General features: G+C 71.9%; 17 protein-coding genes and 1 riboswitch. Of the genes, 8 read left to right on the forward strand and 9 right to left on the reverse strand.

What is annotated here, in order from left to right; translation table 11 throughout:
* Window positions 1-2: 2 nt before the first annotated feature.
* The 3 genes from AB0O21_RS21320 to thrC form a co-directional block, all read right to left on the reverse strand.
* Entirely contained in the window at window positions 3-209 is a 207-nt protein-coding gene (locus tag AB0O21_RS21320) for a cold-shock protein (RefSeq protein ID WP_030009783.1), read from the reverse strand.
* A 395-nt stretch (window positions 210-604) separates the two neighbouring features.
* Complete coding sequence (locus tag AB0O21_RS21325; protein ID WP_365172731.1) at window positions 605-883, reverse strand: MoaD/ThiS family protein; 279 nt, start codon at window positions 881-883, stop codon at window positions 605-607.
* 31 nt (window positions 884-914) lie between these two features.
* Window positions 915-2,204 (reverse strand): threonine synthase, encoded by a 1,290-nt coding sequence (gene thrC / locus AB0O21_RS21330; protein ID WP_365172732.1) that lies wholly within the window; start codon window positions 2,202-2,204, stop codon window positions 915-917.
* A 17-nt stretch (window positions 2,205-2,221) separates the two neighbouring features.
* Window positions 2,222-2,377: riboswitch (SAM riboswitch) on the reverse strand.
* Window positions 2,378-2,562: 185 nt separating this feature from the next.
* Between thrC and AB0O21_RS21335 the strand changes: the two genes are divergently transcribed.
* From AB0O21_RS21335 to AB0O21_RS21345, 3 genes are all read left to right on the forward strand, one after another.
* Window positions 2,563-3,540 carry a glucosyl-3-phosphoglycerate synthase gene (locus AB0O21_RS21335; protein WP_365172733.1) on the forward strand — a complete coding sequence of 326 codons (978 nt, stop codon included), beginning with the start codon at window positions 2,563-2,565 and terminating at the stop codon, window positions 3,538-3,540.
* A 100-nt stretch (window positions 3,541-3,640) separates the two neighbouring features.
* Window positions 3,641-5,407 carry a hypothetical protein gene (locus AB0O21_RS21340; protein WP_365172735.1) on the forward strand — a complete coding sequence of 589 codons (1,767 nt, stop codon included), beginning with the start codon at window positions 3,641-3,643 and terminating at the stop codon, window positions 5,405-5,407.
* 43 nt (window positions 5,408-5,450) lie between these two features.
* A complete protein-coding gene (locus AB0O21_RS21345; RefSeq protein ID WP_365172737.1) occupies window positions 5,451-6,896 on the forward strand; it encodes a trehalose-6-phosphate synthase in 1,446 nt (481 codons plus the stop codon).
* A gap of 255 nt (window positions 6,897-7,151) precedes the next feature.
* Here AB0O21_RS21345 and otsB read toward each other — a convergent pair whose 3' ends face one another.
* Genes otsB through AB0O21_RS21360 form a run of 3 tightly spaced genes read right to left on the reverse strand, consistent with a single transcriptional unit; the run spans window position 7,152 to window position 9,628 of the window.
* A complete protein-coding gene (gene otsB / locus AB0O21_RS21350) occupies window positions 7,152-8,000 on the reverse strand; it encodes a trehalose-phosphatase (RefSeq protein WP_365172738.1) in 849 nt (282 codons plus the stop codon).
* A gap of 52 nt (window positions 8,001-8,052) precedes the next feature.
* Window positions 8,053-8,289, reverse strand: coding sequence for a DUF3263 domain-containing protein (locus tag AB0O21_RS21355; protein ID WP_365172739.1), 237 nt, complete (start codon window positions 8,287-8,289; stop codon window positions 8,053-8,055).
* 37 nt (window positions 8,290-8,326) lie between these two features.
* Window positions 8,327-9,628, reverse strand: coding sequence for an extracellular solute-binding protein (locus AB0O21_RS21360; RefSeq protein ID WP_365172740.1), 1,302 nt, complete (start codon window positions 9,626-9,628; stop codon window positions 8,327-8,329).
* A 176-nt stretch (window positions 9,629-9,804) separates the two neighbouring features.
* Between AB0O21_RS21360 and AB0O21_RS21365 the strand changes: the two genes are divergently transcribed.
* From AB0O21_RS21365 to AB0O21_RS21375, 3 genes are all read left to right on the forward strand, one after another.
* Entirely contained in the window at window positions 9,805-10,737 is a 933-nt protein-coding gene (locus AB0O21_RS21365) for an ROK family protein (RefSeq protein WP_365172888.1), read from the forward strand.
* Window positions 10,737-11,900 (forward strand): N-acetylglucosamine-6-phosphate deacetylase, encoded by a 1,164-nt coding sequence (gene nagA, locus AB0O21_RS21370; protein ID WP_365172742.1) that lies wholly within the window; start codon window positions 10,737-10,739, stop codon window positions 11,898-11,900. The genes AB0O21_RS21365 and nagA overlap by 1 nt, the downstream gene beginning before the upstream one ends.
* Before the next feature lie 101 nt (window positions 11,901-12,001).
* Window positions 12,002-12,925: a 1-phosphofructokinase family hexose kinase gene (locus AB0O21_RS21375; protein ID WP_365172744.1), complete on the forward strand. Its 924-nt coding sequence runs from the start codon at window positions 12,002-12,004 to the stop codon at window positions 12,923-12,925.
* A gap of 13 nt (window positions 12,926-12,938) precedes the next feature.
* Here AB0O21_RS21375 and AB0O21_RS21380 read toward each other — a convergent pair whose 3' ends face one another.
* Complete coding sequence (locus tag AB0O21_RS21380; RefSeq protein WP_365172746.1) at window positions 12,939-13,955, reverse strand: CBM35 domain-containing protein; 1,017 nt, start codon at window positions 13,953-13,955, stop codon at window positions 12,939-12,941.
* A 68-nt stretch (window positions 13,956-14,023) separates the two neighbouring features.
* Window positions 14,024-15,769 (reverse strand): diguanylate cyclase CdgB, encoded by a 1,746-nt coding sequence (cdgB, locus tag AB0O21_RS21385; protein WP_365172748.1) that lies wholly within the window; start codon window positions 15,767-15,769, stop codon window positions 14,024-14,026.
* A 300-nt stretch (window positions 15,770-16,069) separates the two neighbouring features.
* On the opposite strand from cdgB, the gene AB0O21_RS21390 reads away from it, so the two are divergent.
* Window positions 16,070-16,639 carry a flavin reductase family protein gene (locus AB0O21_RS21390; protein ID WP_365172750.1) on the forward strand — a complete coding sequence of 190 codons (570 nt, stop codon included), beginning with the start codon at window positions 16,070-16,072 and terminating at the stop codon, window positions 16,637-16,639.
* 94 nt (window positions 16,640-16,733) lie between these two features.
* Here the strand turns inward: AB0O21_RS21390 and arfB are convergent, their stop codons facing one another.
* Window positions 16,734-17,159, reverse strand: a complete 426-nt coding sequence (gene arfB, locus AB0O21_RS21395) for an alternative ribosome rescue aminoacyl-tRNA hydrolase ArfB (RefSeq protein ID WP_365172752.1) — start codon at window positions 17,157-17,159, stop codon at window positions 16,734-16,736.
* 177 nt (window positions 17,160-17,336) lie between these two features.
* Here arfB and AB0O21_RS21400 point away from each other — a divergent pair, with 177 nt between their 5' ends.
* Window positions 17,337-17,912, forward strand: a complete 576-nt coding sequence (locus AB0O21_RS21400; RefSeq protein WP_365172754.1) for a TerD family protein — start codon at window positions 17,337-17,339, stop codon at window positions 17,910-17,912.
* Window positions 17,913-17,973: the final 61 nt, after the last annotated feature.

The following is a 17,973-nucleotide window of genomic DNA, read 5'->3' on the forward strand; positions in this document are numbered from 1 at the left end:
ACTCAGCCGAGTGCGAGCTTGACCATGTCCGCCTGCGGACCCTTCTGGCCCTGCGAGATCTCGAACTCGACCCGCTGACCCTCTTCAAGGGTGCGGTACCCGTCCATCTGGATGGCGCTGTAATGGACGAACACATCCGCACCACCGTCGACCGCGATGAAGCCGTAGCCCTTCTCCGCGTTGAACCACTTGACGGTGCCCTGAGCCATGCCTAACTCCCCTATTACTGGCCCTTGCGCAGGAACGCACTTCGCGGTCCCGGGTCAGAACTTGCGTCGGAACGCGTCGACCGAGGCTGAATGTATCCGCGCCGGTGCTGTCTGCAACAGGTCAATCCGACGAGAAATCTGGACAGCCCGATACATTGAAATGAAGTGAAAATTTGGCATATTCCAGGGCAAGTCGGGCCTGACATGTCTCGCCAAAGCCCCATACCGCACTTGCACATTGACCCGATGTCGACCCTCACGCGACCCGTTCATATGCGCCGGGCAAGAACAGCGGAGGGGACTTCCCCAACTCTACCGCGCCCAATCAAGCAGAATTGCCCCCTCCGCTTATAGCGGAGGGGGCAATTCAATTTATGCAGAACCCGGGGAGGTGATCAGCACCCGCCGGCCACGGCCGGGATGATCGAGACGCCCGCGCCGTCCGGCGTCGCCGCCTCCAGCCCGCCCTCGAAGCGCACGTCGTCGTCGTTCACGTAGACGTTCACGAAGCGGCGGAGCTTGCCCTGGTCATCCAGGACGCGCGCGGCGATGCCCGGGTGGTTCGCCTCCAGGGACTGGATGACCTCGGCCAGGGTCGCGCCCTCGGCGGAGACCTCGGCGGCGCCGCCCGTGTAGGTGCGCAGGATGGTGGGGATGCGGACGTTGACGCTCATGGCGCTACTGCCTTTCCGGGATTCAGGGGACTCAGGCCAGGCCGGCGGCGCGGAACGCGTCCAGGCTCGGGCGGATGGTGGCGGTCTGGCCGCTGTCCGCTGCCACCGCCTCCAGGGTCTTGAGGCCGTCACCGGTGTTGAGGATGACGGTGGTCAGCGCCGGGTCGAGGACGCCGTTCTCGATGAGCTTCTTCGTGACGCCGACGGTCACGCCGCCCGCGGTCTCGGCGAAGATGCCCTCGGTCTGCGCGAGGATCTTGATGGCCTCGACGACCTGCTCGTCGTTGACGTCCTCGACCGCACCGCCGGTGCGCCGCGCGATGTCCAGGACGTACGGGCCGTCCGCCGGGTTGCCGATGGCCAGCGACTTGGCGATGGTGTTCGGCTTCTGCGGGCGGACCACGTCGTGGCCGGCCTTGAAGGCGGCGGACACCGGGGAGCAGCCCTCGGCCTGGGCGCCGAAGATCTTGTAGGGCTTGTCCTCGACGAGGCCGAGCTTGATCAGCTCCTGCAGACCCTTGTCGATCTTCGTCAGCTGGGAGCCGGACGCGATCGGGATGACGATCTGGTCGGGCAGCTGCCAGCCGAGCTGCTCGCAGATCTCGTACGCGAGGGTCTTGGAGCCCTCGCCGTAGTACGGGCGCAGGTTGACGTTGACGAAGCCCCAGCCCTCGCCCAGCGGGTCGCCGATGAGCTCGGAGCAGAAGCGGTTGACGTCGTCGTAGTTGCCCTCGATGCCGACCAGGTCGCCACCGTAGACACCGGCCATGACGACCTTGCCCTGCTCCAGGTCGTGCGGGATGAACACGCAGGACCGGAAGCCGGCGCGGGCGGCCGCGGCGCCGACGGCGCCGGCCAGGTTGCCGGTGGAGGAGCAGGACAGGGTGGTGAAGCCGAACGCGCGGGCGGCCTCGACGGCGATGGCCACGACGCGGTCCTTGAAGGAGTGCGTCGGGTTGCCGGAGTCGTCCTTGACGTAGAGCTTGCCGGTGACGCCGAGCTCCTTGGCCAGGTTGGCCGCGTCCACGAGCTTGGTGAAGCCGGGGTTCAGGCTGGGCTTGGAGGCCACGTCCGCGGGGACGGGCAGCAGCGGGGCGTAGCGCCAGATGTTGTTCGGGCCGGCCTCGATGGCGGCGCGCAGGGCCTCAGGGTCACCGGTGGGCAGGTCGTAGGCGACTTCCAGCGGTCCGAAACACTCGGCGCACGCGAAAATGGGGCCGAGCTCGAAGCGGGTACCGCACTCGCGACAGGACAGGCCGGTGGCCGGTCCGAGGTCGACAGATTCTGCGGTGGCAGAGGTGGCAACAGTCTGTGCAGCCATGATGGCGAGGCCCTTTCTCCTCATCTTCCCCATGGCGCACTTCGCCATGAGACGGAATTGGCACCTTCCCTAGCCGGGGACCTCGCGTGGGTGCGTAAGACGCATCGCGAGAACCGACTGGAGGGTTGCCGGGGCTTCAACGGGCCGTATCCCTCTGCCCCTCTGGATGAGCGGTATGGCACCGGCACACGCGCTCTATGGCGCGCCGGTGCGTTTGTTCGCGGGGACCCCCGGCATGCGGCGGTCCTTCGCGTTGTTCAAGACTGTAACCGAAGGCCCGGGCGGTTGAGACAGCCGTCCGAACCGCGAGATGGATCACATATCGCACCATAACGCCGACACGCAGGGAGTGCTGAGGGTGCTGGAAGAGGTGGAGCGCTGGCTGGCAGACCGCTCCTGGTCAGCCGCCGACCGACCGCTCGACCAGCTGCTCGACCGGAAACGGGCGGCGGGGACCACGGTCAGCGTCGTGCTGCCCGCGCTCGACGAGGAGCCGACCGTCGGGGCGATCGTCGAGGTGATCCGGCGCGAGCTGATCGAGGGACTGCCGGTCCCGCTGGTCGACGAACTGGTGGTAATCGACTCGGGCTCCAGCGACCGCACGGCCGAGGTGGCGGCGAAGGCCGGCGCGCGGGTGGTGCACCGCGACGAGATACTGCCGCGGATCCCGCCGCTGCCCGGCAAGGGCGAGGTGCTGTGGCGCTCGCTGCTGGCGACCACCGGGGACATCGTCTGCTTCGTCGACGCCGACCTGCGGGACTTCTCCGCCTCCTTCGTGTCCGGGATCGTCGGCCCGCTGCTGACCGAGCCGGACGTGCAGTTCGTCAAGGCGATGTACGACCGCCCGCTCGGGGACGCTCCCGGCCAGGGCGGGCGTCTTGGCGGAGCCGAGCAAGGAGGCAGGGTGACGGAGCTGGTCGCCCGCCCCCTCCTCAACCTGCACTGGCCGCAGCTGGCCGGTTTCGTGCAGCCGCTGGGCGGCGAGTACGCGGTGCGACGCTCGCTGCTGGAGCGGCTGCCGTTCCCCGTCGGGTACGGCGTCGAGCTGGGCCTGCTGGTGGACGCGCTGCACACGGTCGGACTGAACGCGCTGGCCCAGGTCGACGTGGGCGTGCGCCTGCACCGCCACCAGGACGGGCAGGCGCTGGGCCGGATGGCCGCGGCGATCTACCGCACGGCCCTGGTACGGCTCTCGCGCGGGCACCTCGTACGGCCGGAGCTGACGCAGTTCGAGCGGGGCCCGGAGGGCTTCGTACCGCACACGTACGCGGTGGACACCGAGGAACGGCCGCCGATGCTCGGCGTCAAGGAGTACGCGCTGCGTCGCGTGGCGTAACCGCGATATCCACCCCTATCGGTCTAATTTCCCGATCATGGGGTTTACGCGTTTCACACACTTCAGGCAATTCAGGCAGACATGGGGGACGGTCCTCGCGGTGGCCTCGGGTGCGGCGCTGCTGGTCGGCGCGGTCGGCGGACCCGCGGTCGCGGAGGTGGTCTCCCCCTTCGAGAAGCGGTACGACGAGGCGCTCTACGGCGACTTCGTCACGCTCGGCAACACCGTGATGGGGTGCCCGACGGCGCCGCCCGCCGCGGCCGCCGAGTGCGCGGAGGTCCAGCGGGGCGGCGGCGGCAAGAACAACAACGACTTCGTGACGCGCCGGATCGACGCGGCCGGGCTGGCCACGGCCACCGGCACCTCCAGCACGGGCCGCGTCACGGTCCCGGCGGGTGCGGAGGTCGCGTACGCCCGCCTCTTCTGGGGCGGCAACAGCGGCACCTACCGCCTCGGCTCGAACGTGATCCAGCGGTGCGACGTGTCGGGCGAGAACGTGGTCCGCGCCCCCGGCGACCCGCTCACCACCCGCCCGGTCCTGAAGGTCGGCCCGGCCGCGGCGGCCCCGGTGGCCCTCTCCGACATGGTGCTGGACCCGGCGACGACGGGCGGCCCGCACTACTACACGGGCGAATCCGACGTCACCGCCGCCTTCAAGGGCGTCGCCACCGGCACGCCGGTCACGGTGGCGGTGGGCAACGTCTGGGCCCCGGACGGGCGCGGCTGCGTCGCCGGCTGGTCCCTGACCGTGGTCTACAAGTACGACGGCCCGAACGCGCAGGCCCCCGAACGGCGCAACGTGTACGTGTACGGGGGCCACGTCCTCCAGCGCTCCACCAGCCCGGACACCACCGTGAAGGTGAAGGGCTTCTACCGCACGGGCGACGGGCCGGTGCGGGCGAGCGCGACGGCGTACGAGGGCGACCGGAACACCAAGGGCGACCAGTTCCGGGTGGCCGGCACGAACATCGCCAACCCGGCGGACAAGGCCACGGACAACTTCTTCACCAGCTCCGCCGACGGCTCCCTCGCCCCGGACCACCCGAACAACCTCAGCATCGACGCGAAGTCCTTCGAGATCCCCGCGAAGGCCCTCCCGGCCGGGGCGACCTCGGTGGACCTGAGCTTCCGCACGCGCGGGGACACGTACGTCATCTCGCAGTTCGCGCTGGCCGTGCCGGTGCCGGACCTGGAGGTCAAGAAGACCGCCTCGCCCGCGAAGGCGGTGAAGCCGGGCGACACCGTCACGTACACGATCACCGCGAAGAACATCAGCAGCCTCGACTACCCGAACGCGAAGCTGACCGACGACCTCACGGAACTCCTCGACGACGCGGCCTTCGGTGGAAAGGTGACGACCGACCTGGGCACGGCCGCCTACACCCGCCCGAAGATCACGTGGACGGGCGACGTCCCCAAGGGCAAGACGGCCACCCTCACCTACCGGGTGAAGGTCAACGACCCGCTCACCGGCGACGGCAAGCTGACCAACCACGTGGTCGCGCAGAGCGGCCGCACCAACTGCGCGGCCGGCTCGGACGACCCGGCGTGCGCGCCGCCCGCACCGGTGATCGAAAAGCCGACCCCGAGCCCGACCCCGAGCCCGACGCCTTCCCCGTCCGCGTCGGCCTCCCCGTCCCCCACGGCCTCCACCCAGCCCTCCCCCACCCAGACGACGCAGCAGGCCCGCCCCGTCCCGGCGACGCCCACCCGATCGGGCGGCAACCTGGCCGAGACCGGCGCGGACGGGCAGCGGACGTGGCTGCTGGCCGGCGCGGCCGCCGCGCTGACGGCCCTGGGCGCAGTGGTCCTCGTCTCGGTCCGCCGCACGCGCACCAGTAGGCCCGGGGGCACCTCCCAGCGGTAGCCGGGGGAGTTTGAGAAGAGGCAGCCCGGGCTAGGTTCGCCGCATGGCTTCCCAGGTACTCGTCGCAGCGAACCGCGGCCCGCTCTCCTACGCCCTCGCCGCCGAAGGCACGCTCAGTGCCCGGCGCGGCGGGGGCGGCCTCGTCTCCGGCCTCTCCGCGGCCCTCGCTGAGCAGCCGGAGGCGCTGTGGATCTGCGCGGCCCTGTCGGAGGCGGACCGGGAGGCGGTCCGGCGGGGGGTCACGGAGCCCGGCGTCCGGATGCTCGACATCGACCCCGCCGTCTACGACGACGCGTACAACGGCATCGCGAACTCGGTGCTGTGGTTCACCCACCACCACCTGTACGACGTACCGCGCGAGCCTGTCTTCGACGCGGAGTTCCGGCGCCGGTGGTCCTCGTACTCCGACTACAACCGCGCCTTCGCGGCCGCTCTCGCCGAGGAGGCGGCCGAGGGCGCGTCCGTCCTCGTCCAGGACTACCACCTGGCACTGGTCCCCGGGCAGCTGCGCGCACTGCGGCCGGACCTGCGGATCGGGCACTTCACGCACACCCCGTGGGCCTCGCCGGACTTCCTGGACATTCTGCCGGACGACGTCCGCGCGGAGCTGATGTGGGGAATGCTCGGGGCGGACCGGCTCGGCTTCCACACCTGGTCCTGGGCCTCGGCCTTCATCAGCGGCGCGGAGACCGACGACGCGATCGGCCTCGCCTGGGGCGTCCTGCCGGGCGGCGACCGGCGGCGCGGGGTGCGGCACCAGAAGGCGGGAGCGGAGGTCCGGTTCACGGACGTGGACGTGTACCCCCTCGGCGTCGACGGGGACGACCTGCGGGCGCTCGCGCACCGGCCGGAGGTGGACGACAAACTGGCGGGGCTGCGCGCCGAGGTCGGCGACCGCAAGACGATCGTCCGGGTGGACCGCACCGAACTGTCGAAGAACATCCTCCGCGGCCTGCTGGCCTACCGGGAGCTGCTCACGGCCCACCCCGAGTGGCGGGGCCGCGTGGTTCACCTGGCGTCCGCCTACCCCTCGCGGCAGGACCTGGAGGTCTACCGCGCGTACACGGCGTCGGTGGCGGAGCTGGCGGCCGACATCAACGCGGAGTTCGGCACGGCGGACTGGCAGCCGGTGCTGGTGTCGGTCGAGGACGACTTCGCGCGCTCGCTGGCGGCGTACCGGATGGCGGACGTGGCGCTGGTGAATCCGGTGCGGGACGGGATGAACCTGGTGGCGAAGGAGATCCCGGTGGTGTCGGAGGCGGGGTGCGTGCTGGTGCTGTCCACCGGAGCGGGGGCGTACGAGGAACTCCGCCGGGACGCGCTCACGGTGAACCCGTACGACGTCACGGAGACGGCGTCGGCGTTGCACGCAGCCCTGTCCATGCCGGCCGAGGAACGCGCGGACCGCACGAAGCGCCTGGCCGCCACCGCAACGGCCCTCCCCCCGGCGGCCTGGTTCACGGCCCAGCTGGAGGACCTGCGGGGGTGACGGGGGGTGCGGCTGGCTCGGCTCGCGGTCCGGGCCCGCCATCTCCCCCTCGGGGGCGCGCGGTGGGACGGTGTTTGCCCACCCGCCCCCGGGTGCGGGGCGGGGAGGGTCGCCGCCCCGGGTGCGGCGGCGCCTGACCCAGTCGAGGCAGCGGGGCGGCGGGGCCCGCACCCAGAGGCGGGTGGGCAACCACCGCCCCACTCCCACCCCCCGAGGGGGAGATGGCGGGCCCGGACCGCAAGCCAAGCCGGCCGCCTACCCCGCCAGCGCCCCCGCCAGGTCGGCCAGGAAGGACGCCACCGCCGCCGGGCCCGGGAGGACGAGGTCGGCTCGGGTGGCCAGTTCCGGGACCTCGGCGGAGCCGCTGGCCACCAGGAGCCCCGGCAGGCCCTCCGCCCGGCGCTTTTCGACCGCCGAGTACGCCGCGAGGTCGCCCAGGTCGTCCCCCGCGTACAGCACGGCCTCCGCGCCCCGCTCCGCGAGGAACTCCGTCAGGGCGACGCCCTTGTCCATGCCCGGGGGCCGGAGCTCCAGGACGGCCCGCCCGGGCTCGACCATCAGCCCGTGCCGGGCCGCCAGCTCGGCCAGCGGCTCGCGGAGGGCCGCGAAGGCCGCCGCCGGGTTCTCCGCCCGCCGGGTGTGGACGGCCAGCGCGCGGCCCTTCTCCTCGATCCAGGTGCCGCGCCAGGCCCCGATGGCGTCGAGGAAGCCCGGCAGCTCGGCCCGTACCGCCGCCACGCCGGGGTGCTCGGCGGGGGCGTGCACGATTCCACTGACGGCGTCCCACCGCTCGGCCCCGTAGTGGCCGAGGACGACGAGGTGCTCGAGGCCGGGGACCCCCGCGAAGCCCCCGTAGCGCACGGCCACACCCGCCGGGCGGCCGGTGATCACGGCGACGGAGTCGACTTCGGGGGCGAGTGCGGAGAGGGCCGGGACGGCCCCCGGGTGGGCGCGGGCCTGGTCCGGGTCCGGGACGATCTCGGCGAGGGTGCCGTCGAAGTCGAGGGCGACCACGGAGCGGCGGGGTGCGCGGAGCAGGGCTTCGAGTCCCTCGCGTCCGGCTGCGGTGACGGGCGTCGGCAGGTGGTGCGGAGTGCTCCCCATACGGATGACCCTAATGGCCCAGCGGAACGTCGGCTACGGCGTCGGCCGAAAGCTACCGCCGCGCCCGCTGCGCTTCGCGGATGCGGCGCAGGCGGTTGACGGTGCCCGGGGCGTGGGCGAGTGCGCGGGGGTCGTCCATGAGGGCGTTGAGCAGCTGGTAGTAGCGGACGGGGGTCATGCCCAGCCCTTCCCGTATGGCCCGCTCCTTGACGCCGGGCCCGGGCCAGGTGCGTGCCTCGTACGCGAGCACCTCGGCCTCCGTGGCCGTCAGCTGCCCCTCGTCCGTCATACCGCCAGATTAACGCCGCCCACCGACAGTGCCGCGCTCACTTCGAGTCGGCCGCCCGCGCGGCCGTCGCGATCTCCTCCAGCACCTTCGCCGGCTGCCCGCCCGGCTGCACGGTGGTGCCGATCTTCTGCTTGATGTCCTCGCTGACGCCCGCCCAGGACTTCTTGCCGACGGGGTACAGCTTCGCGTTGGGCAGGGCGTTCAGGAAGGTCTTCAGCTGCGCCGCGGACGGCCCCGTGTCGGCTTCCATGGCCCGGTAGCCGCTCGTGGTGGCCGGCAGCAGGTCGTACGTGCCGGTGAAGGCCGTCACGTTCTTCGGCTCATACAGGTAGTCCAGGAACTTCCCGGATTCCTTGAGGTGCCCGTTCTTGAAGGCCATGACCCAGTCGGCGACACCCATCGCGGAGGGGGCGGACCCGTCGGCGGTCGGCAGCGCGACCATGCCGAACTTCACGCCCTTGGCGGCGGCCTGCTTCAGCAGCGTCGGGTGTCCGTTGAGCATGCCGACCTCGCCGCGGGTGAAGGCGTCGAAGGCGGCCTGCCGGTCGAGCTTGCCCGGTTCCACGGAGCCGGTGAGGCCCTGGCCGACCATCTTGTCCCGGAGGAACTCCAGGGTCTTGACGTTGTCCGCGGAGTCGATGGAGTAGCCCTCTTCGTCGTCGGTGTAGCCGCCACCGCCCGCGAGGGTCCACATCATCGTCTCGGCCTGGGCCTCCTCGCGGCCCAGCGGCACCGCGAGGGGGGTGGGGACGCCCGCGGCCTTGAGCTTCTTGGCCGCCGCTTCCAGGTCGGCCCAGTTCTTCGGCTGCCAGCCGGCCTTGGCGTCCTTGCCCAGCACGCCCGCGTCCGTCAGCAGCTTCTCGTTGTAGAAGAGCAGCCTGGTACTGGAGACGAAGGGCAGTCCGTACTGGACGCGCTTGACCTTGCCCGCGTCGGCGAGGGGCGCGAGGAAGTCGGCCTCGGTGCGTATGGAGAGCAGTTCGTCGGCCGTGTACAGCTTTCCGGCGGCCGCGTAGTCGGCGTAGGCGCCGATCTGGGCGATGTCGGGGGCCTTGCCGGCCTTGACCATGGCGGCGACCTTGGCGTCGACCTCCGACCAGGAGTAGACGCTGACCTCGACGTGCACGCCGGGGTTGGCCTTCTCGAAGCCGTCGGCGAGGTTCTTCCAGTAGGCCGCCGAGGAGTTCTGCGGATTGTCCCCGTAGTCGGCCGCTACGACCCGCAGGGTCACCTCGTTGTCCCCGGTGAGTCCGCCGACGGCTCCGCAGCCCGTCAGCGTCACGGCGGTCAGGCACAGTGCGGCGCCGGACGCGGCCAGGCTCTGGTAACGGCCCTTCACGGTTCTCGATCCACCCCTTGTCGTACGTACGATCCACGTAAGGTCTACACCACTTTGGCGGCTCCTCCACATCGGGCCCCCGACCTTGGTCCCGAATTTGTATGGCCACTCAACAATCCCCCTCACTGGACTAGACCTTTCCCCGCCGAGCACGCGAGACTGTCCCTGTGAAACCCGTGAAACACGTCATCGCCCTCGATGTGGGCGGCACCGGGATGAAGGCCGCCCTGGTCGCCGCCGACGGCACCCTGCTCCACGAGGCCCGCCGCGCCACCGGCCGCGAGCGGGGCCCCGAAGCCGTCGTCGAGACGATCCAGGACTTCGCCGCCGAGCTCCTCGACACCGGCCGGGAGCGCTTCGGCGAGCCCGCCTCGGCCGCCGGGGTCGCCGTCCCCGGCATCGTCGACGCCGAGAACGGGATCGCCGTCTACGCGGCGAACCTGGGCTGGCGCGAGGTCCCGATGCGCGAGCTGCTCGGCCGGCGGCTCGGCGGCATCCCCGTCGCCCTGGGCCACGACGTCCGCACGGGCGGACTCGCCGAGGGCCGCATCGGCGCCGGCCGGGGTGCCGACCGCTTCCTCTTCGTACCGCTCGGCACCGGCATCGCCGGAGCCATCGGCATCGCCGGCCGCATCGAGGCCGGCGCCCACGGCTACGCGGGCGAGATCGGCCACATCGTGGTACGCCCCGGCGGCCCCGCCTGCGGCTGCGGCCAGCGCGGCTGCCTGGAGACCCTCGCCTCCGCCTCCGCCGTCAGCCGCGCCTGGGCGGCCGCCTCCGGCGACCCCGAGGCCGACGCCGCGGACTGTGCCAAGGCCGTCGAGTCCGGCGACGCGCGCGCCCGCGAGGTGTGGCACGAAGCCGTCGGCGCCCTCGCCGACGGGCTGGTCACCGCGATCACCCTGCTGGACCCGCGCACGCTGATCATCGGTGGCGGGCTCGCCGAGGCCGGGGAAACCTTGTTCGCACCACTACGGACGGCCGTCGAGGAGCGCGTGACGTTCCAGCGGCTGCCCCACATCGTTCCGGCGGCCCTCGGGGACACCGCCGGATGCCTGGGCGCAGGGCTGCTCGCCTGGGACCTACTCGCCACGGAGGTACCGGCCTGATGTCCGGAAGCGCACAGAGCACCGTTCTTTCCGGCGCCAGGGTGGTGCTGCCCACCGGGATCGTGGCGGGCGGCCGCGTCATCGTCGAGGGCGAGCGGATCGCCGGCAGCGCCCACGAGGGCGCGGATGTCGTCGACCTGACGGGGCACTGGCTCGTCCCCGGCTTCGTGGACGTGCACAACCACGGCGGCGGCGGCGCCTCTTTCACCTCCGGCACCGCCGAGGAGGTCCTCAAGGGCGTACGGACCCACCGCGAGCACGGCACGACCACCCTGGTCGCCTCCACCGTCACCGGAGAACTCGACGAACTGGCCCGGCGCGCGGGGCTGCTGGCCGAGCTCACCCAGCAGGGCGAGATCGCGGGCATCCACTTCGAGGGCCCGTTCATCAACGCCTGCCGCAAGGGCGCGCACAAGGAGGACCTGCTGCGCGACCCCGACCCCGCCGAGGTCCGCAAGCTCGTCGACGCCGCCCACGGCACCGCCCGCATGTTCACCCTCGCCACCGAACTCCCGGGCGGCCTGGACTCCGTACGCCTCCTCGCCGAGCACGGCGTCATCGCCGCGATCGGCCACACGGACTCCACGTACGAGCAGACCCGCCAGGCCATCGACGCGGGCGCGACCGTCGCCACGCACCTGTACAACGCGATGCCCGGCATGGAGCACCGCGCCCCCGGCCCGATCGCGGCGCTGCTGGAGGACGAGCGGGTCACCGTCGAGCTGATCAACGACGGCGTCCACCTGCACCCGGCCATGCTGGAACTGGCGTTCCACCACGCGGGCGCGCACCGGGTGGCGCTGATCACCGACGCGATGGACGCGGCCGGCTTCGGCGACGGGATCTACCACCTCGGCCCGCTGGAGGTCGAGGTCAAGGAGGGCGTGGCCCGGCTCGTGGAGGGCGGCTCCATCGCCGGCTCGACGCTCACCCTGGACACCGCGTTCAAGCGCTCGGTCACCCTCGACAAGCTGCCGGTGGAGTCCGTGGTCCAGGCGATCTCCGCCAACCCGGCCAAGCTGATCGGCCTGTACGACGAGATCGGCTCGCTGGAGCCCGGCAAGTACGCGGACCTCGTGGTCCTGGACGCCGCCTTCGACGTCAAGGGCGTCATGCGGCGCGGCGAATGGATCGTCAACCCGGCCGCGCGAGCGGTGTCCTGACGGCCAAGCGGTTGTACGGACGAAGGCGGTCGGCCCCGAGAACTGGGCCGACCGCCTTCCTTTTGGCATGATCCCGGCAGCAACAGACCCGGGGGTGCCCAATGATCCTGACCGTGACGCTCAACACCGCGCTCGATGTCACGTACCGCGTGCCACGGCTGCTCCCGCACGCCTCGCACCGGGTCGCGGCCGTCACCGAACGCCCCGGCGGCAAGGGGCTCAACGTCGCCCGGGTGCTGGCCGCGCTCGGCCACGAGGCGACCGCGACGGGCTTCGCGGGCGGCCCGGTCGGCTCCGTCGTGCGGGAACTGCTGGCGGCCGCCGCCCCCGGGGTGACCGACGCCCTCATGCCCTGCGCGGACACCACTCGCCGCACCCTGGCCGTCGTCGACGAGGCCTCCGGGGACACCACCCAGTTCAACGAGCCCGGCCCGCTGATCACCCCGGCCGAGTGGTCGCGGTTCCTGTCCCGGTACGAGGCCCTGCTGGCCGGCGCCCGCGCGGTCGCCCTGTGCGGCAGCCTCCCGCCGGGCGTGCCGGTGGGCGCGTACGGGGTGCTCGTACGCCAGGCCCGCGCGGCGGGGGTGCCGGTCCTCCTGGACACCAGCGGGGAGCCCCTGCGCCGCGGGGTCGCCGCCCGCCCGGAGATCATCAAGCCGAACGCCGCCGAGCTGGCCGAGCTCACCGGCTCCCGCGACCCGCTGCCCGCCACCCGCGACGCCCGCCGCCGGGGCGCGCACGCGGTGGTCACCTCGCTGGGCCCGGAGGGCCTGCTGGCCGCCACCGCCGGGGGCACCTGGCAGGCGGCCCCGCCGCGCCCGCTGTCCGGCAACCCCACCGGGGCCGGCGACTCGGCGGTCGCCGGGCTGCTGTCCGCCCTGGTGGAGGGCCTGGACTGGCCGGAGCGCCTGACCCGCGCGGTCGCCCTGTCGGCGGCCACGGTGCTCGCGCCGGTGGCGGGAGAGTTCGACCCCCGCACCTACGAGGAGGTACGGGGGTCGGTGAAGGTCACGGAGGCCGGTTAGGCCGGGCCCGGACTCAGCCCTGCTGCAGCCACAACTGGTCGATGTTGACGTTGCAGCTGTTGCCGGCCTCGCACGACAGCTTGATCGTGTTGGTGCCCTGGACGAGGGTCACCTGGCCCCAGGTCGTCTGCCAGCCCTTCTCCCAGTCGCCCTTGGGCGAATTGGCGAAGTTGCGCATGCTGATCGGCGAGCTGTTGGCCTTGCCGTTGACGGTGAGGGTGCCGTTGGCGTCCTCACCGGGGATGCCGAAACGCACGTAGAACTTGTACGTCCCGGCCTTCGGGACGTCCAGGGTCCAGGTCACGGCCGCGCCGGGCTGGTTGAAGTTGCCGACGTACTGGCCGCCCGAGCTCTTCGCACCCGGCACCGCGCTCATCAGGGACGCGCCGCCCGTGATGGCCATGCCCGCGCCGGCCGCCTCGCCCTTCGGCAGCGGGGACTGCGCGGGCTGCGGGGAGCTCGGCGGCGGGCTCGACGCGGTCTGCGGGGCGGCCGTCTGCTGGTTGCCGTCCGCGTTGTTCTTGCCCTTGTCCTTGTCGTTGTCGCCGTAGGCCACCGCGACGCCGATGCCGATCGCGACCGCCGCGACCACGGCGACCGCCGCGATCAGCATCCCCTTGCGGCTGGAGCCGCCGCCGCCGTGGCCGTGGCCGCCGGAGTGCGAGATCGCCTGGGTCTGGTGCTGCGGGGGCTGCTGCTGCGGAGGAACGCCGTAGCCGGCCGCCTGGAGCGCCTCGGGGGCCTGGTACTGGCCCGCCTGGTACGCGGGCTGCTGGGCGGGCACCTGGCCGCGCTGGCCGCCGTTCCTGCGCTCGCCGACCGTCCGCACCTGGTGGTGGGAGGTGCGGGGCACTCCGGGCTGAGCGCCGGAAGGACCGCCTGCCGCGGGCCCCGGGTAGCCGTATCCACCGCCCTGACCGGGCGGGACGGCTCCGGCAGCCTGGCCGTCCGCGTAGAGATAGCCGAACGGATCGTCGTCCTCGGGCTGGTTGCCCCCACCGTGCGGTCCGTTGTTCGCGGGCGTCGTCATCGCAGGTCACTCCTTTCGACCCCCGGGAGCCTACCCCGAACAGGTGCGCCCACGGGCGCCAGATCGCCTCAGCCGGCCCTTCGGTGTGCCTTGGAGCGCGACCTTTTCTCGATGTACATCCGCTGGTCGGCCGAGCGCAGGACCTCGTCCGCGGACATGCCGCAGCCGGCCCAGCCGATGCCGAAACTCGCACCGACACGCACCGCACGGCCGTCCACGCGGATCGGCGGGATGATCGCGTTGCGCAGCCGGACCGCCAGGTCGGCGGCGTCCGCCGCGCCCAGCCCGTCGGCGAGGACGACGAATTCGTCACCACCCAGCCGGGCGACGGTGTCACCGTCCCTGACGCCCGTCGTCAGCCGCCGGGCCACCTCGATCAGGACCGCGTCGCCCGTGTGGTGCCCGAACCGGTCGTTGATCGATTTGAAGCCGTCGAGGTCGCAGAAGAGCACCGCGAGCCCCTTGGTCCCGTCGTCGATGTCCGTCGCGGGGGCCACCGTGTGCACGTGGTGGTCGTACGGGCCGTCCGGGGCGGCCAGCGCCCCGGGGAACTCGAAGGGGTCGGACGCGGCCAGGCCGTCCGAGCCGTCGGGACGGAAATCGGGCCGGAAGTCGGGCCGGAAGTCGGGTTGAAAGCCGTGCTCACCCGCACCACCCCCCTCACCGTGCACCCCTTGCACCTCGTGCCCCTCGTAGGCGGCGTCCAGGGCCTCCACGGCGGTGGCCCGCACGGACTGTGGCCGGCGGCACAGCCGCGCCCCGAGCCGGGAGCGCAGCTCGGCGCTGTTGGGCAGGCCGGTCAGCGAGTCGTGGCTGGCGCGGTGGGCGAGCTGGAGCTCGTGCCGCTTGCGCTCCTCGATGTCCTCGACGTGGGTGAGGAGGAAGCGGGGCCCGTCGGCGGCGTCGGCCACCACGGAGTTGCGCAGCGAGACCCATACGTACGTGCCGTCGCGCCGCCCGAGCCGCAGCTCGGCGCGGCCGCCCTCGGCGGAGGTGCGCAGCAGGGTGCCGATGTCCTCGGGGTGGACCAGGTCGGAGAAGGAGTACCGGCGCAGGACGGACGCGGGCCGGCCGAGGAGGCGGCAGAGCGCGTCGTTGGTGCGCAGCAGCCTGCCGTGCTGGTCGCCGCCCATCTCGGCGATGGCCATGCCGCTGGGCGCGTACTCGAAGGCCTGGCGGAACGACTCTTCACTGGCCCGCAGGGCCTGCTGCTCGCGCTCCAGACGGACCAGGGCGCGCTGCATGTTCGCGCGGAGCCGGGCGTTGCTGATCGCGATCGCGGCCTGGAAGGCGTACATCTGGAGCGCCTCGCGGCCCCAGGCGCCGGGGCGGCGGCCGTTGCGGGGTCTGTCCACCGAAATGACACCGAGGAGTTCCCCGCCGGACGCGTACATCGGCGCGTACAGCCGGTCCTCGGGGTGCCACTCGTCCTCGAAGCGCGGTTCGGGGCCGTCCGTGTGCCACTGGGGGACGTCGTCCTCCAGGAGGATCCAGCCCTCGGTGTGCGGGATGAAGCGGAGGCCGTCCCAGTTCTCACCCATCGTCAGCCGGCGTTCCCAGGAGGCGCGGGAGCCGACGCGGCCGGTGATCAGGGCCTCGGCGGAGGGGTCGCCGGCGAAGGCGGCGACGACGAGATCGCCGTCGGGGCGTACGAGGTTGACGCAGGCGAGTTCGTAGCCGAGGCCCACGACGATGCCGTCCACGACGGTCTGCAGAGTGTCCGCCAGGCTACGGGCCGTATTGAGCTCGGCCACCACCCGGTGCAGCTGCCGCAGGGTCGCAAGACGGACGTACGGCTCCGACTCGGTCTCCATTGCTCGCTCTCCCCGAGACCTCGACAGCAACTCCAGGTTTGTCATCGGCGTTTCGTTGCGGTGTCCCGTCCACTGAATCACAGTGAGCTGTGCGGCAGGTACACAGGGTCAACAAATCTTGCTCTCTGTGACTCAAGTCACATGAGATGACCAATAGGGTGCGCGGGGAGCCGGCGCTCTGGGAGCGCTCCCGGTCCTTCCCGGGAGCAAACATACGCCGCGGCCTAGGTCGAGCGGCGGGGGCGCGACTCGGCCCGGGGCCCGATGTGGGGCACGGGGAGGCGAGATTAGCGTTCGACCGTGCCCAAGACGACCCCCGCAACCACCCTTTCCCGGAGAACCCCCCATCCTGAGGGGGTGAGCAACGACGAGTTCCGGGCCGCCATGTCCCGGCTGGCGGCGGGCGTGTGCCTGATCACCGCACACGAGACCCCCCTGACGGCGGACGGCCCGCGCGGTGAGGACGTAGGCATGACGGCGACCGCCTTCATGTCCGTGTCCCTGGAACCGCCCCTGGTACTGGTGAGCCTGCGCGAGGGCTCCCGGATGGACGACCTGCTGGCGGAGCAGCCGCTGTGGGCGGTCTCGGTGCTCGCCGACCGCCAGCTCCAGGTCGCGGGCCGGTTCGCGATGAAGGGCCGGATCAGCGACCGTCTGCTCTTCGCGGACGTCCCCTACGTACGGGGCGAGGCCTCGGGCGCGCCGCTGCTGACGGGCGCGCTGGCCACGCTGGAGTGCCGTACGGAGAACCGCGTCGAGGCGGGCGACCACACCCTGGTCGTCGGCCGCGTCCTCACGGCCGCCCTCCCGAACCCGGACTCGTCCCCCCTGACCTACTTCCGCGGCCGCTACCGGCACCTGGGTCAGTAGCCCCGCACGGCACATCCAGCCCCGCCGGCGTTTGAGGCGCGGGGTCCGGGGCGGAGCCCCGGCAACGGAGCCGCACCCGACCCTCCAGCGGTGGCTACCAGTCCCGCCCGGTCCGCCCCCGCTTGGTCTCGGCCCGCGCCTTCTTCTCCCGCAGCCGCCGCTCGTTGATCCCGCGCGGGATCTTCGTCGCCCGCCGCGGCTTCGGCGGCGGCGCCGTCGCCTCGGCCAGCAGCGAGGCCAGCCGGACCAGCGCCATCTCCCGGTTGCGGAACTGCGACCGGTGCTCGGAGGCCCGTACGGTCACCACCCCGTCGACCAGCCGCGAGGCGAGCCGCTCCAGCGCCCGCTCCTTCCACACCTCGGGCAGCGCCTTCGTCGCCGCGAGGTCGAAGAGGAGCTCCACGCGCGAGTCCGAGGTGTTGACGTGCTGCCCGCCCGGCCCGGAGGAACGCGAGAACCGCCAGGCGAGCTCCCCCTCGGGGAGCGCGACCGAACCGCGGATGACATAGGGACCAGGCATGCCCCTATGATCCGCGCCCGCCGCCGCCCCGTCACCCGCATTTACCGTCGCGCCGAAACCGTGACGCGAATTCCCGCGGGAACCCGCCTGCCCCCTCGTGGCGTTATAGGAGTCAGCGGTAATTTGGCCGCCTGTACGCGATGTGCGTGCATGTCGGATGAGGAAAGGGACATTCCCATGGCTGTCAGCCTGTCCAAGGGCGGCAACGTCTCGCTCACGAAGGAGGCCCCGGGCCTCGCTGCCGTCACGGTCGGCCTCGGCTGGGACGTCCGCACGACCACCGGTGTCGACTTCGACCTCGACGCCTCGGCGATCGCGGTGAACCCGACGGGCAAGGTCGTCTCCGACGGCCACTTCGTCTTCTTCAACAACCGCTCCACCCCGGACCAGACCATCGTCCACACCGGTGACAACCGCACCGGCGAGGGCGCGGGCGACGACGAGGCCATCAACGTCAACCTCGCCGGCCTCCCGGCCGACGTGGACAAGATCGTCTTCCCGGTGTCCATCTACGACGCCGAGACCCGCAGCCAGAACTTCGGCCAGGTCCGCAACGCGTACATCCGCGTCATCAACCAGGCCGGCGGCGCCGAGATCGCCCGCTACGACCTCTCCGAGGACGCCGCCACCGAGACCGCCATGGTCTTCGGCGAGCTCTACCGCAACGGCGCCGAGTGGAAGTTCCGCGCGGTGGGCCAGGGTTACGCCTCCGGCCTCACCGGCATCGCGCAGGACTTCGGCGTCAACGTCTGAGTCACGGGCGACACCCGTCGCCACCGCGGCGAAGCCCCCTCCCAGCCGTCCGGGGAGGGGT

Origin of the sequence: Streptomyces sp. NPDC091371 (genome assembly GCF_040684275.1) — a bacterium.
Taxonomy (GTDB): domain Bacteria; phylum Actinomycetota; class Actinomycetes; order Streptomycetales; family Streptomycetaceae; genus Streptomyces.

Coding starts and splice junctions, on each gene's coding strand:
- AB0O21_RS21345 (WP_365172737.1), top strand. CDS start 5,451: ATGGCTTCCCAGGTACTCGTCGCAGCGAACCGCGGCCCGCTCTCCTAC.
- AB0O21_RS21380 (WP_365172746.1), bottom strand. CDS start 13,955: ATGACGACGCCCGCGAACAACGGACCGCACGGTGGGGGCAACCAGCCC.
- cdgB (WP_365172748.1), bottom strand. CDS start 15,769: ATGGAGACCGAGTCGGAGCCGTACGTCCGTCTTGCGACCCTGCGGCAG.
- arfB (WP_365172752.1), bottom strand. CDS start 17,159: ATGCCTGGTCCCTATGTCATCCGCGGTTCGGTCGCGCTCCCCGAGGGG.
- AB0O21_RS21355 (WP_365172739.1), bottom strand. CDS start 8,289: ATGACGGACGAGGGGCAGCTGACGGCCACGGAGGCCGAGGTGCTCGCG.
- otsB (WP_365172738.1), bottom strand. CDS start 8,000: ATGGGGAGCACTCCGCACCACCTGCCGACGCCCGTCACCGCAGCCGGA.
- nagA (WP_365172742.1), top strand. CDS start 10,737: ATGTCCGGAAGCGCACAGAGCACCGTTCTTTCCGGCGCCAGGGTGGTG.
- AB0O21_RS21325 (WP_365172731.1), bottom strand. CDS start 883: ATGAGCGTCAACGTCCGCATCCCCACCATCCTGCGCACCTACACGGGC.
- thrC (WP_365172732.1), bottom strand. CDS start 2,204: ATGGCTGCACAGACTGTTGCCACCTCTGCCACCGCAGAATCTGTCGAC.
- AB0O21_RS21375 (WP_365172744.1), top strand. CDS start 12,002: ATGATCCTGACCGTGACGCTCAACACCGCGCTCGATGTCACGTACCGC.
- AB0O21_RS21320 (WP_030009783.1), bottom strand. CDS start 209: ATGGCTCAGGGCACCGTCAAGTGGTTCAACGCGGAGAAGGGCTACGGC.
- AB0O21_RS21400 (WP_365172754.1), top strand. CDS start 17,337: ATGGCTGTCAGCCTGTCCAAGGGCGGCAACGTCTCGCTCACGAAGGAG.